The sequence below is a fragment of the Actinomadura sp. 7K534 genome (assembly GCF_004348575.1).
In the GTDB taxonomy this organism is placed as follows: Bacteria; Actinomycetota; Actinomycetes; order Streptosporangiales; family Streptosporangiaceae; genus Spirillospora; species Spirillospora livida.
In genome coordinates this window covers 19,447-33,904 of the sequence record NZ_SMKB01000062.1, presented here as the reverse complement: position 1 = coordinate 33,904, position 14,458 = coordinate 19,447, and the positions used below count along the sequence as shown (strand labels likewise).

Sequence of the window (14,458 nt, the reverse complement as noted above, 5' to 3'; positions counted from 1 at the left end):
CCTCCAAGCGGACATCTACGCCCTCCCCTTCGCGCCCTCCACCTTCGACGCCTGCGTCACCTACAACGGCCTCCACTGCCTGAAAGACCCCGCCGCCGCCATAGCCGAACTGACCCGAGTCCTGCGCCCAGGCGGCACCCTCCAAGGCACAACCCTCGTCCGCGGCACCTCCCGCCGCCACGACACCCAGATCACCCTCCTCCAACGCCTGGGCATCTTCGGCTCCCCCGGCACCCCCACCGACCTCCACACCTGGCTCCTGGACGCCGCCCTGACCGACATCACCCTCACCCACTCCGGCGCCGTGACCACCTTCACAGCCCGCAAAATGAGGGACGCACCACCCCCCGGCATCCGCTAAGGTGTACTAGGCGCCGGGAGAACGTACACCTCCCGGGCAGCCACCACCGGGGTGTAGCGCAGCTTGGCAGCGCGCTTCGTTCGGGACGAAGAGGTCGTGGGTTCAAATCCCGCCACCCCGACACATAACGCCAGGTCAGAGGCCGGATCTCCCCCAGGGAGACCGGCCTCAAGATCTTTTGTCCGTCATTTGTCCGCGAGACTTACCTCCCACTCGCCGACACGGTCCGTCCCGGACCAGCACCGACAGATATTTTCATCGCTCGCCCAACGTTCAAACGGCGCCCGTCCGTCCAGCACCCAAACCGGTCGCATGCTCGCGATGCTGGCAGCGCCTCCACCACATGACCCCGGCGATGTAGCCGACCCAACACGGCCACCTCACCCTGGCTGAGGTCGCGTTCCCCGACGGGCATAACTCTCCCGAGCTCGTTCCTCTCATCACAGGGGCCGCCATGAGCCCGAGCCTCGGGTTGCTCGTACGCTCCGCCCGCGTCGCCCACGGCTGGACGCAACGCGACCTGGCCAACCGCCTCCACTGCTCCCGCTCCACCATCTCCCGCCTGGAGACAGGCGCCCAAGCGCTGGACGACGTAGCCACCCTCCGCCGCCTCGCCGAAGTTCTAGAGATCACCCCGACCGCACTGGGCATCACCGCTACGGTGACGATCCACCCACCCGCGGAGGACGATGTGCGGCGCCGCCAACTGCTGACCGGCCTTGCGGTCACCGCTGCCGCCGCCAGCGCCCCAGCTCGCGCCGCCGTAGCGGCAGCGACTGGCCCCGAAGCCGATCCGCGTGAGTGCCTACTAGCTCGAATCCGCGACGCGATGCTCGGCACTGGCCGCCCCAGCCACCCCATACAGGCACCGCAACTCCGCCCGGCACTCAACGCGGCGATTCGTGACTACGACAACTGCCAATACGGCCGACTCGCGAACGCCCTACCGCGCCTGATCTCCAGCGGACACTCTGCAGGAGAAGCGGCCAGCTCCGTACTCGCCGAGACGTACACCCTCGTCACCCGCATCATGATCAAGCTGGACGACCAACTCGGCTGGATCGCCGCCGACAGGGCCCGCACCCTCGCCGCCGCGTCCGGCAGCCCCCTGGTGGCCGGCGAAGCAGCACGCAACCTCGCCGTGCTGGCACGCCGCGCAGGCTTGCTCACCCAGGCGGCGCAGATCGCATTGTGCATGGCTGAGGACGAGATGCTGCAAGGCCGCGATCCCACCCTTACCGCCGAACGCGGCCTACTGGTGATGTCGGCCGCGTACACCGCCGCCCACGCCGGCGACCGCTCCGGTATGCGACAGCTAACAGAACAAGCAGCCGCAACCGCCGCGCAACTCGGCAGAGGCGTGCTCCTGCGCGACCACGGCGGTGGCTTCAGCACCACCGCAGTCCAACTCCACCTCATCTCCGCCGAGTACGCCGCAGGCGATCCCGCTGCCGCGATCGCAGCCGCCCGTAAGCTCACGCCCCGGTCTCTGCCGACACTCGAACGCCGAGCCCGCTACTTCACCGACATCGCCCGCGCCTACGGGATGTGGGGACGCCGCGACCAGTGCCTACAGGCACTCCTGCACGCAGAGCACGCGGCCCCTCAAGAAACGCACTCCCGCCCCGCCGTCCGCGACTTGGTGAGCAGCCTCCTGGTCTCCGGCCGGACGTCCCCAGAGCTCCGAGGCCTGGCCGCCCGCTGCAGCATCCCCTGACCTCAACCCTCGACCGTAAGCCGAACACCCGACTGAGTCCCAGAGGGCGTGCAGAACATGCACACCGCGTCCATGACCTGCACGCCAGCCTCCTCACATTGCTCCAACCGGCCGACAGTGAAGCCAGACCGCCGAACCCACGGCAGGTCACCGGCTCAAGGAGGCTCATCATGACCACCGGAACCGTCCAGGACATCGGCCGGACGGGCACCAAGCCCAGAGACCCCAAGTCGTTCATCGACCCGCAGGTCTGGGAGCGGCAGATCGCCCTCCTCGTCCGCGACCACCCCTTCGACACCGTGATGGCCGAGCGCCTGTTCGGACAGGCCGTCGCCTACCTCATCACTGCAATGGAAAAGTGGGGCGAGAACCTGGAGATCGGCTGCGGCCCGCTGGTCGACATCGCCGTCCACGGATTCATTCTCGACACCCGCAACTACCGCGAGTTCTGCGACCGGCACTTCGGCCGCTTCTTGGAGCACATCCCGGCGATCGAGTTCAAGCACGATGGCTCGGTCGAGCGGACGGCCCATATCATCGAGGCCAACGGGTTCGCGATCGACTGGCCCCTGTGGGAGGCCGACTTCGCCAAGTGCACCCCCTGCTACCCCGGCAGCAACTGCCACTGATCCACATCCCACCGAGGGGTCGGCGCCGCCGAGGCACCGGCCCCTCGCCATGCATTGAAGGCGAACCAGCAGGTGCCGCTGCTGCTCCACGGCTACCGTGGCACGGGTCCCACAATCCACTCACCGGGGGCCCACGCACATGCCGACCAGCGTCAATGACCGCACTAGCTACTGGGACCACTACGCCGCGGGCATCACAGACGAGGAACCAGAAGAGGCCCTCAAGAACGCCTTCGGCTGGACGCAGTACCCAGACCACGGTCCAGGCGACGAACTGCTCGGCGACCCGCTCACCGCCCTAGAACTCGGCTCAGGCCGAGGCGACGCCGTAGCGGCCCTGGCAACCAAGGGCATCACAGCGACCGGGATCGACATCTCCGAGACCCAGTGCCAGCGTGCTAGGAGCCGCTGGGGCCACCTTCCCTCGGCCCACTTCGAACACGCCGACGTCCTCGACTACCTCACCGCCACAGACCAGCGCTGGGATGCCATCTACTCCATCTGGGGCGCGGTCTGGTTCACCAACCCCGACGACCTGCTACCCCTCATCTATGACCACCTGACCCCTGGCGGCAAGCTTGTCTTCTCCCACGCCCCCGCTGTCCCTGGCTCCTACGGCATCCAAGGCATCTACGGCGCCGGCTTCACCGGCCCCCAAGTCTGGCTCTACCGCTGGTCCTACGAACCAGACACCTGGACAACCATCCTCCAAGACCACGGCTTCATGAAGGTCAAGTCCCACATAGAGCCATCTCCAAGCTCAATGCACGTGGGCACCCTTATAGTCGAAGGGGAGGGGGTATCTCTTCTTCGTGGGAGATCGGAAGAGACTTGACCTTCTTTCGGCTCCCGCTGGCCACGGAATGGCATTGTCGCAGCAATCGCCGATCGTGCCCATCGAGCCGAGGAGGCCCTCGTCCTGGAGTCGCTTCCCGAACGTCCAGGACGTGAACTGCGTTCCGTGGTCTTCGATTATTCTCACCAGTTCGGTATTGTGCTGCTCCCGGATCGAGGCAGGCCTGCCGAACCAGTCGGTGTAACCGGATCGGGAGACTCCCAGCACTCGGCAGGCCACCGCAACGGGGACACCGTTATCGGCAAGCTCGCGGGCCAGCGAGTACCTTATTTTGGGAGCACGTTTCTCGCGAGCAAAGTGCGCCGCCGTCCGCTTGAGGATCTCGTTCTCCAGCTCCAGTTGCCGGGCCTTTCGGCGCAGCTCGGCCAGCTCCTTCCTCTCGCCGGCGCTCAGGCCGTCCAGGTGGGCCTCTTCGATGGCTGCCTGACGGATCCAGTTGCTCAGGCACGACTGGCTGATGCCCAGGCTCTTGGCCAGCGCGGAGACCGACTTGTCGCCGGTCCGGGCCAGCTCGACGGCGCGACGCCGAAACTCCGGCCGGTAAGGTGGTGGCACGAGACACTTCCTTCCCAAGTTGATCAAACTCAACTCAGATCGGGTGTCCGTGCTACGGGGGAAGCTCATCTGCTATGCGGCGGCCCTCGGTCCACTCGTCGTCTGTCCATCTGGACAGCGCCGACGAGGCAGGCGATCGTGTTATTTGCACTCCGTCGAACCCTGGCATTACCACTAACTACTAACCGCAATGCGAGGATCAGCCAAGGGAGGTTCACCGAGCGCGCAACGGGAGAAGCCCGCCAATCTTACGAAGGGGTTGCTGGACCCCAGTGACATTTGCCCTACCCCAAATGCCCTCGGACGAAATACGCCCGTCCCAGGCTCAGCAGGCGAGGTCGACAGTGGGGGCAGTGAAGTCGTCCTCAAGCAACTGGGGAGCGTCGTCCTTCACTTGCAGAACGCCAGCGTCGAAGAGCTTAGAGGTCAGCGCCTCGGCCAGAGGCGGGGGTACGGCATTGCCGATGATGACCTGAACTTCAGTGCGAGTCAGCTCGTAGCGAGGCCTAACTCTCTCGTCGACGAATTTGAAATAGTCCGGGAAGCCCTGGATACGCGCGGCCTCGTGGGCTGTCAGACATCGGGGTACACCAGGGTGGACAAAGCGTCCGCGCCCCATCGTTGCGAAACCACTGGTAATGGTCTGAGCCGGACGGCCCCACCACAAGCGACCATACATTGAGGTGTAATTGTGCTTGCCCCGGTGGCACTCGGGGCGCTCTTCGTTCGGCAAATTGTGCACGTTATTCTCGAAGAGATACTTCATACGCCGCTGGTTTTCAGCGTTAGGTACGGCAGCTTCGTCGAAGAAAGACTTCGGTCGGACGTTGAGCAGGTCGCCGATCGCCCAATCCAGGTCATGAGGTGTGGCGTCGTGGTCTTCGATTTGCAGCAGGTCTGCAGCCGAAACCCCAGCAGGCAGCGCGTCTTCGCGGACGGCCAGCAGTATGTGACGCTTGCGCGTCTGGGCGACCCCGAGCTTGAGTAGGTCGATACGACTGGTGGCGACATCGTATCCAAGCTTCTTAAGATGAACGATGGCGCGGGAGACCACCTGCTGCCTGTCATTGACAACGGCCAGCACGTTCTCGATGACGACTGCATGGGGGCGCAGAACCTCTGCGGCACGAGCCATACGCAGGTACAGTCGGTTCTTGGGATCATCGCGGCGAGTGTGGTTGTTGAGGTTGCTGTGCCCCTGACAGGGGGGGCCCCCGATCAAGAGCCCGACCTCGCCGACCATGGATAGAGTCTCGGCTTCCTGAATGGTCAACGAAGCGCCGAGGTCACCGTCGAAGTAGGACTCGACGGTTCCTTCTTGGACGTGGGCCTTGGGAAAGTTGGCCTTGAAGACCTTGGTGGGAGCTGCCTCGAAGTCAACTGCGAGACGAACATCGAGCGAGACGTCATGTTTGTGGGCTGCCTGAGCAGCACCGAGGGTGAGGCCACCGCAGCCGGCGAAGAGGTCCACCACTCGCAGGGAGCCGACGCCCTCCTCGAACTTCGGCCGCCGCTTGGCCCGCAAGGGGTACCGCTCACCCACGTGTGACCCCCATCTGCACTTGCTTGTAGAACCGGTGGAACGAGCGGCATCGTACTCGATCAAGGATGCGCGCGCGCGGTAGACCAGCACCTAAGAGCCTGACGTGCCGATCACAACGGTTCTACGTCCGCCTTCCGGTATCACGGGCACCCAAACGGGCTCGTCAACGGCCCATCAGATGCGACGCCGTCGCTACCACGGCTTCAACATGGCCCACCTCTCGCAGGTCCTTAACGCGATCGCAATCAGCATCGAGCGGCCCCAGCACCAAGCACGGCGATCAAAGATCGCTCAAGGTCCCCGACCTAGTCGGGCGCGGGCGAATCAGGCGCACTTCGCACTCTATCGTGAAATTTGATCTACCGTTAGAAGCGTTGGCAGTTAGGACTTCGCAGCGCCCCCGGCCCAGTCGACGAAGGACAGCAGCATGCCGCTTGAGGTTAACAAACACGTCCAACGGATACGTCGTTACCAGCCGTTCGACGTCGACACCTCTGAGATGATCTACGAGCTGCAGGCGGACTGGACGCAGTCACTGTTCCCCGTCGTGACGCTGGACTACCTGCTGGACGCCATTGAGCGTCCAAAGACGAAGACCATCGTCCTCACCGGGGACGCCGGACATGGCAAGACAAGCCTGTGCGCCAGCCTTCTGGCCAAGCTGCGGGTCGACGCCGAGACGGTAACACCAGATGTCAAGAGGGCAGTTTTCCACGATCTGTCCGCGGCCGGAGATGCAAGCCGCCCTATCGGCTGGACCCGTAGCGGGCGCCCGCTGTTCATCCTCAGGGATCTCAGCGAGCTCAGCCTGCAGGCGGGTGCTCACAAGCTCGTAGAGCTGCTTGACCCTGCGGACGAGGGCGTCGCGGTCGTCTGCGCAAATGAGGGCCAACTACGTAAGTGCGTTGCCGAAGACAATAACCTTGACAAAGGCGGCACCGGGCGCGCCAAGGTTCTAGTGGAGACCCTCACGGAAGGCATTGTCCGCGGGCAGGTCAGCGACCCCGATCGCGCAGTCACCGTCATCAACCTCAACTACCAGTCCGTAGCGGCCGACAACAACGACGGGCTCATCCCTTGGGTCCTGAAGCAGTGGACGACGACGCAATGGTCAAGGTGGAAGGCCTGCGAGACCTGTGATGCGCGGAAGGTCTGCCCAATCTTGGCCAACCGCAACGATCTAAGCGATCCCACGCGGGGGCCTCAGCGCCGGGCCGCAATCCGGGACGTGTTCGCCGCGGCCGAGCGCACTGGGGCCGTAGTCACGACCCGTCAGGCGCTGTCGGTGACCAGCTACATGCTCACTGGCGGCCTGTCCTGCGAGAACGTCCATGCGAAGTACCAGCGATCGCGCTCGAACAGGTTGTGGCAGGCTCCGCACTTGTACCACCAGGCGCTCTTCGGTGACCGGCTGACCCAGCAACAGCGTCATTTGGTTCCTGCCTTCTTCGCGCTACGAAAGCTTGATCCGGGCAAGGTCTCCCGTCGCCAGGTCGACGACCGGCTGGACCCGGACATGGCCGGCGACTTCCCTCCCGCGGACGCCAGCAGCTACCTGCAGAGGGTTCGTACGAATCGGGACGTCCAGAAGCAGGCCGAACAGTTGCGGGGCTTGTACACGTTCCTGCGACGCGCCGACTTCTTCAACAGCGAGGACAACACCGACCGGTTCGCCCGCATGGGTCTGCAGGCCGGCGACGACTTCGTCCGCGTCCAGGACAAGAACCGGGATCTGGCAGACACCAGAGTGCGAGATCGCTTCCTTAAGGGTCTGGAGGCCGTCCAGGGCATCCACCGAGCGGGGAGCAACCCTGACTTCTCCATACTTGACCCTGCCTTCTTCACCCACCGCGCCCGAGCGGCCGTGATCTCCCGGCGAGTGCCCAGCAAGGGCGTCGAGGTCGTCGACCAGGTCACCCAGTGGCAGAGGGAAGGCCGCACGTCGGGCCTCGCTCCCGAGATGCACAAGGCCGTCGAGTGGCTCAACCGAGCCATCTACATCCGTATCCCGGCCGTCGACTCTGACCAGGACGCAGTCTCGGTGGAAGCAGATCTTCTGCGCTTTGAGTTGCTGACACGGTGGGCCGCAGGCCTGCGCAGCGAAGTCCAGCACGAGGCAGAGATCCGCGGCCTGACTGGATCCTTGGCGGAGCTGACTAGCTCCTCAAACAGGGACGACGAGATACAGGTACTGGTAGGCAACGTCATGAGAAAGCTCATGATCGACGTCGGCGACAAGATCAGGTCGGTGCGTGCGTGATGGCCGATCGTTCCAAGGCAGAGGTCGTCCTTCGCCTCTTCGGGGTGAATCTCGAACAACAGGGCCGAGGTTTTTACATCCCGCTTGAGATGCTCGCGATCGCCCGCGGCGTTTACCTGGCGCATCAGGAAGACCCGGCGAAGTTCGCAGGGCTCCTGGACAGCGGAACCAACCCAGCTTACAAGAGGACCTCGCACGACCTAGCCCGGCGGATCGCGACCAAAGCCCACATTGTCGAGGGCAACAAGGAGCTCGGCAAGGCCGTCGAGCTGGACTCCACCGAGACGATGGAAACGCTCCACGCCTTGTTCTCTTCCCTGCTGGTCGAGATTCCCGGACGTCGTAGCCAGCCCAGTTGGTTCGGCGCGCACATCTATCCGTTCGTCGGTGAGCTCATCCACTACGACGCGGTCGAACGCCGCATCAAGCGATCCGATGCCTCCTCCAAGAAGAGCGCAAAGAAGCAAAAGCAGGCCGGCAAGGTCGATGCTGGATATAAAGCTCCGAGTATCGAGCGCTACCTCTTCCGCGATGGTGGCAGCTGGGCCTACAAGGTTCTACGCAGCGACTCTAATCTCGACCGCAAGGAAGCAACCCGACAGGGCCTGCGCAACCTCGTCCAGGACAGTGGCACCCCGTTGGGCAATCTCGCCAAGGCCCTCAGCGCGCACGACTTCGACTACGACGAAGCGCCCGTGGAGGGCTCAGACACAGGAATCAAGCTGCACGAGGATCTCAGCCCGTGGCCTGATCTGCTGCGGGAAGGGGTTCGCAACATCGTCGCCCGGACTGCGACGGTCCCGAGGGCCAAACGCACCGAAAGCCTCATGCACTGGGTTCCCTACTGCTTGGCACGCCACCAGCTGCAACTCGCACGCCGGAAGCTCGACGCTAGCGATCGCGAGTCGATCCTGTTGGACTTCGGCAACGAGGCAACCCCGCTACGCAGAGAGTCGCAGAAGAACCTCACCGGCTTCCGCAATGACATCGTCAACGCAATCAATGTCCAGGCTCGGGAAATGATCCACGAGGCCGAAGTCGCAGGCGACGAGGTCAGGAAGCGCCGCTATGAAAGATTCGCGAAGGAGGCCGGCAGCGCGGTTGCCTCGCCTCGAGCGTTCTTTAGCGAAACCCTCGCCGCTGTGGGAGCCCTGAACGCGACGGTCGGGCGCCGACACTTCACCATGAAGCCCCCGATGCTTGAGTGTCTGGTATCTGCCACCGTCCCGCAGGGCACGGAGACGGAGTTCGACCAGTTCTGCACGCTGCTGTACGAGAAGTACGGGCTCGTCGTAGAGAACAAGGTCGCAGCCTCAAGCCCGTTGGCCCACGAGGTCGACCCATCGTTCCTTGACCACAACGGCAAGGCGTTCCGAGAGAAGCTCGCCGCTATCGGTCTACTCACTCAATATTCAGATGCAACCAGCATGATTCGAGGGGAGCCCCGGTGACCGACAGCAGCATCCGAGCGCTCGGTCGGTTCGTCGCCGACGAAGCACTCCGCAAGGTCACTGAGATCAGCGGAGCCCGTGCCGTCCTGCGAGTCAACGGGTTCGACCGGCCGACCGTGGCCGAGGCTCTCCGTCACACGGCCAAGAGGCTGTTGGAGTCGCCGAGCCTTCAGGTTGTCGTCAAGGTCGGCACCTCAGAGCCAATCGAAGGCGTACCTGTTGATTACCTGCTGGATCCGCAGGACCAGCTGACCAAGTGGCGAAATTCGGGACAGGGTACGGCAGTGTTGCTCTTCGAGTGGGGGCAATCTCCTGACGCACAGGGGCTGGCGGCCATGAACGCCCTTGACGATGCCACGATCCTGGGCGACTACCACGACGCCTCCGACGAGCGCGGGTTCGACAGGTTCATGGCAGAAGCATGGCGAGAAGCGGGTGGCATCGGCACTGTTCCGGCCCTGGTGGCCACCTCTCTGCCGGAGATCTGGCGTGCCATCACCGAGGAAGAACCTCGCTCCTTGCACCGTTGGGCGGCCTTCCTGGTCGAAACCGGGCAGAAGGTGGCAGCTGCTCAGGTCCACACCTCTGACGTGGTCTACTCCGAGATCTCCGCAGCCCTGCCCGCACTTGACCTCTTCCCAGACCGAGGACTCTTCATCAGGCCCGCCGCGCTGCCCGCTCGAATCAAGAAGAACGTCTCGGTCAGTGCCTTCAAACAGCCCACCGGCAAGGAGATCACCGAGGACGACCTGATAGACCGCATCACCGCGACCGAGTTCAGCGCGGAGTCCCTTGACCACATCGGTATGGATTCCGAGTCTGCCAAGATTCGCATGCGCAGCCTCGTGCTCAACCTCAATCGCACTGGTCCTACCCCGCTGGACACTCGTCAGCTCCGCCGCGAACAGGACCTGACCCTCTGGCTTGAAGTGTTCGAGCAGAAGTCCAAGAAGATCGGCCTAGGCCAGCAGGTCCGGCAGGAGATCGAGAGGACCGACGCAACGCGGGTCGACGAGTTCGACGCCATGGTGATCGAAGAAGGGCTTGACCGCGGAGACCAGGAATCCGCACAGCGCTTCCTTGACGAGACTCCCGTCGGTGGGGCCGAACCGCTGGCCGACCTGTTGTCCAAGCGGTCGCGCCGCAAAGTCGAGAAGCTTGCCTACCCGGACTCTCAGTTCGTCCAGGACCCACTGCGTGCCCTGCTGCGCGAGCTGGCCTACTTCTCCGACGAAGAGGAAGGCTCCGTCGTCGTCGGGCTCGAAGGCAGCCAGGAAGCCGGGCGGTGGAGTCGCTGGCTTTTCGCCTTCCTGTACGCCCGCACCCTGCGTGATGTGCAGGACTCCACCGGACTTCGTCTGACCCTGGACGTCAAGGACTGTCTGCTGGACCTGACCAGGCCGCCCTTGCCGGAGGAGGACGAGCCGTTTGACCCGAACATCGAGTGGGCCCCACTGCGCGTCCTGGTCGGAATGGACGGCGCCGCGCAGCGGCGTTTTCGCTGGGACCCACTGGGCATCCCCGGGCAGATCGCAGTGGCGGCCCTCATCCACGGCTTGCGCCCCTCCCCTGGCCATGCCAGCAATCTGACCTTTGACACCTTCCTCGAGAAGTTCAGTGACCCCCGACAGTGGCAGGTAGACGAGCCTGCCCCTGAATCACATTTCGCCGGTCAGCTGGACCTCCTCAAGCGAGACCACTTCGAGCGGTTCTCCGATGGGATTGACGCTGAGAACATCAACGATTACGTACGCGAGTGGGAAGGCGTACTCCGCGAAGCCCGCGCCACGCTGGTTCCTGACAACGCTCCGAACGCAGATCTCGAGGCCGTAGTACTGACCGATATCGTCGGGCTGGCCGATCACCGCATGATGATGCTGGCCACCCACCCGCTGAAGCTTCGCTGGCTGGCAAGGAACTACGCAGAGGTCACCGGCAGCATCAAGACCGCCCTGAACAAGGAGGGAGGTCTGAGCCTCAATCAGGAGAACGAGGACCTTTTCTTCGACGCCATCGACCGTATCTCCCCACATGGGACACCGGCGGTCCTTGTCGGGTCCGGCGGCACGGTCGCCATTCCGATGCGCGAATCGGCTGGCCACGAGGAGTATGCCCCAGTGCGTCTCGGCGGCAACGAGTCCAAGGAATGGCTCTCTAGCGTTGACGAAACCGCGATCGACGAGATGGTCCGTGTCATCACCGACTATCTGTCGACCTACCCCCACAAGCTTGACGGCCTACGCGTACTACTTCTGGACCGCAACGGCGACCCTGTCCTGCCCATGCGCGTGGCCAAGCAGGTAAGAGCCAAGAACCCTCGCCTGAAGGTCGATCTGATCGTGCTGGCTCCCCAGGACACCCATCACGAGATCATTCAGGGTTTCGACCTGCAGTTCTCCGGTGCAGAGATGTCCGAGGACAGCTTCCTGCCCGACGTCCAACTCATCCTGCGAGCATGGGAGCCTGACCAGGAAGCAGGCCTGTCAGGCCTAGAAGACACCATCGACCTCGCCCTAGCTCCGGCACTGTTCGGCACCCAGACCAGTGTCAAGGAGAGCACCAAAAAGGAATCCCTGTCGGGCTCCTTCAACCCCTGGAAGCACCCAGCTTCACACAACCTGGCTCAGACCAGCGAGAACGTCGTGAGAGCGCTGCTGCCCGAGACCGCCGACGAGACTCTTGAATCATGGTCCACCCTGTGCGTGCGCTACGACCGCCGTTCCCCGGTCTCCCGGGAGAGTGTCGACGGCATCGACTACTTCGAGATGCAGGTGCGGTTCGACCAGCACCAGGAACTGTTCACCACTCTGCATCACGTGGCTCACTGGGTCGTCACTCTCGATAGCTTCATCGGTCGTGAGCAAATCGATGCCCTGCACAACCGCCCTGACGTCATCCTCGTCAAGCCCCGCGTGGGGAAGAACGAGTCCTACACCCTCATTGTCAGCTCGCAAACCGGTCGGCAGTTCGTCGTCCAGCGGCTGCGGCGCCGCTTGGAGCAGATCGGCGTCGTTACCCTGCAGGACTCCGAAGGCACTGCTAAGCGGATATACGAGGTCGGCCGCAACGTGGCCCCCGGTGCCGTGCTGCGCTCCCTCGGTATCGGTACCACGGTCAACGAAGTCGTTGGCCTCGTCGCCACGCGGTTTGTCATCGACCAGCAGTTTCCCACCCCTCAGGGCACCGGCCTTGTCACTTGGATCAGCTTCGACGAGCACCACCGCTGGTTCGGCCGCGGACACAAGACCCGTGCTGATCTGGGCCGATTCGCGCTGACTATCCAGGAGGACGGCACCGTTCGCCTGGATGTCCTGGTCGCTGAGTCCAAGTTCCGCCAGACCTTTGACGTAGGTTCCGCCGAGGAACAGCTCACCCGCACCACCGACTTGTGCTGGGATGCCTTCCGCTCAGACGGCGAGGCTCGCCACGACCGTCCCTTCTGGCTGGACGAGCTTGCCGCCGCGATCGCTCAGAGCCGTGGAGACGCCCTACAGGCCGCAGACCTTCCAGCTCGCACCATGATCGGTAACGACGACCCCCATCAGGTCGAGGCGAAGGTCCTTGACGCCTTGCGCTCCGAGGATGTCCAGCTCGGCCAAGTTGTCGGCGTTGCAGTGGCCATCTCAGCCGAAGACGACCAACCGGCCCCCGCGGTTGGAAGCCTCGGCAAGCACACTCTGGTGAGACTGAACAAGCACGAGCTGCTGAACCTCATCGGAGCCCTGCGCGCCAACCTGGTCCCCACCAATGCCGACCCCCTTGTTGTCTCAGGGTCCCTCGGTGTGCCAGTGGACAACCCCGACACTGTCTTCACGAGCCCCTCAGCAGGCATAGCCGCGGAACTACCTACTCCGGAAGACTCGACGTCACCTGCCGAGGTCGTCGGGGTGACTGCTCCAACAACCGCGCCAAGAACGGTAATTGCGCGTCACCCTTCCGCAGAGGTAGATCCTGCCCCTCTGAAGGCTCGCCGCGGTGGGCTCTCCGAGGAGGAGCTGAGGCTTCGATACAACAAGGTCGTCGACGTCTTCGCCCGTCACAAGGTCGCGGTCACCGCCCCGGAGGTCGACAAGTGGCAGGAAGGACCCGGCTTCTACATCTTCCGGTTCATCCCGAGCCCTGGGGTAACCGTTGAAAAGCTAACCAACCGACGCGACGAGATCTTCCTGGCCCTGGCACTGCCGTCCGGCTTCAACATCCGCACCCGCAGCGACCGCGGCTCCGTGCTCTTCGAGGTCCCCAAAATCGACGACGAGAAGTACGGGGTCGACGCCAAGGCACTATGGCGGCAGTGTCCGGCCGATCCCGAGAACCTCGTCGCCCCGCTGGGCGCCGACATCGAAGGCAACCCTGTCATCATCGATCTCTCCTCAGCGGACTCGCCGCACCTGCTGGTGGCCGGTACTACGGGATCAGGAAAGTCCGTCGCTCTGGACACGATTCTTAAGGGTCTGGCCCGGTACGACAAGAGCGCCCTGCGACTCCGCCTCGTCGATCCTAAGGGCACTGAGCTTGTCGACTTTGAGGACGATCCTCACCTTGATGGCGTGATCGGCATGGATGCCGCCGACGCCATCGAGATTCTTGAGGACACTGTCGAAGAAATGGCCCTGCGCTACAAGGACATGAAGGCGAACCGCACACGCAAGCTCGTGGAGTACAACGCCAAGGTCGACAAAGCAGACCGAAAGCCCTGGATCGTCATCGTCCTGGACGAGTACGCCGACCTCACCAGTGATCCCGAAGAGAAGAAGAAGATCGAGGCGCTGCTCAAGCGCCTTACTCAGAAGGCCCGCGCTGCGGGAATTCACGTCATCGCTGCCACGCAACGCCCGAGCGCGGACGTAATCTCGACGACCATCCGCTCCAACTTCCCGGCCCAACTCGCCCTGCGGGTCAAGACTTCGACCGATAGTCGCATCATCCTGGACGAGACCGGAGCCGAGGCTCTGGCCGGCCAGGGTGACGCAATGCTGCACACAGCCAAGGGCACCATACGAATTCAGGTTGCCTACGACGGGAGCTGACCGTCATACTCACGCAGCGAAGCCGCGCTCGCCGTGCCAGTCCACATACTTGTGCACCC

General features: G+C 63.6%; 9 protein-coding genes and 1 tRNA gene. 8 read left to right on the top strand and 2 right to left on the bottom strand.

Going from position 1 to position 14,458, the window contains the following annotated elements:
• From E1266_RS39875 to E1266_RS15180, 5 genes are all read left to right on the top strand, one after another.
• On the top strand, nt 1-361 hold a 361-nt coding region (locus tag E1266_RS39875), incomplete at its 5' end, for a class I SAM-dependent methyltransferase (RefSeq protein WP_207945660.1).
• 47 nt (nt 362-408) lie between these two features.
• Nucleotides 409-482, top strand: a tRNA-Pro gene (locus E1266_RS15195).
• Between the two features lie 333 nt (nt 483-815).
• On the top strand, nt 816-2,078 hold the full coding sequence (locus E1266_RS15190; protein WP_132047349.1) for a helix-turn-helix transcriptional regulator: 1,263 nt from the start codon (nt 816-818) through the stop codon (nt 2,076-2,078).
• Between the two features lie 170 nt (nt 2,079-2,248).
• The gene (locus E1266_RS15185; RefSeq protein WP_132047347.1) at nt 2,249-2,707 is read left to right on the top strand and encodes a hypothetical protein; all 459 of its coding nucleotides are present in this window, start codon (nt 2,249-2,251) and stop codon (nt 2,705-2,707) included.
• 139 nt (nt 2,708-2,846) lie between these two features.
• Entirely contained in the window at nt 2,847-3,542 is a 696-nt protein-coding gene (locus tag E1266_RS15180; RefSeq protein ID WP_132047345.1) for a class I SAM-dependent methyltransferase, read from the top strand.
• Here E1266_RS15180 and E1266_RS15175 read toward each other — a convergent pair.
• Nucleotides 3,468-4,118, bottom strand: coding sequence for a transposase (locus tag E1266_RS15175; RefSeq protein ID WP_165966095.1), 651 nt, complete (start codon nt 4,116-4,118; stop codon nt 3,468-3,470). The genes E1266_RS15180 and E1266_RS15175 overlap by 75 nt on opposite strands.
• 325 nt (nt 4,119-4,443) lie before the next feature.
• The gene (locus tag E1266_RS15170) at nt 4,444-5,589 is read right to left on the bottom strand and encodes a DNA cytosine methyltransferase (protein ID WP_165966094.1); all 1,146 of its coding nucleotides are present in this window, start codon (nt 5,587-5,589) and stop codon (nt 4,444-4,446) included.
• A gap of 499 nt (nt 5,590-6,088) precedes the next feature.
• On the opposite strand from E1266_RS15170, the gene E1266_RS15165 reads away from it, so the two are divergent.
• From E1266_RS15165 to E1266_RS15155, 3 genes are read left to right on the top strand one after another with little or no spacing between them, the layout of a single operon-like run.
• Nucleotides 6,089-7,921, top strand: coding sequence for a hypothetical protein (locus E1266_RS15165; RefSeq protein ID WP_132047339.1), 1,833 nt, complete (start codon nt 6,089-6,091; stop codon nt 7,919-7,921).
• Nucleotides 7,921-9,372: a hypothetical protein gene (locus E1266_RS15160; RefSeq protein ID WP_132047330.1), complete on the top strand. Its 1,452-nt coding sequence runs from the start codon at nt 7,921-7,923 to the stop codon at nt 9,370-9,372. Before E1266_RS15165 ends, E1266_RS15160 begins: the two co-directional genes overlap by 1 nt.
• Nucleotides 9,369-14,399, top strand: coding sequence for an FtsK/SpoIIIE domain-containing protein (locus tag E1266_RS15155; protein WP_132047328.1), 5,031 nt, complete (start codon nt 9,369-9,371; stop codon nt 14,397-14,399). Before E1266_RS15160 ends, E1266_RS15155 begins: the two co-directional genes overlap by 4 nt.
• Nucleotides 14,400-14,458: the final 59 nt, after the last annotated feature.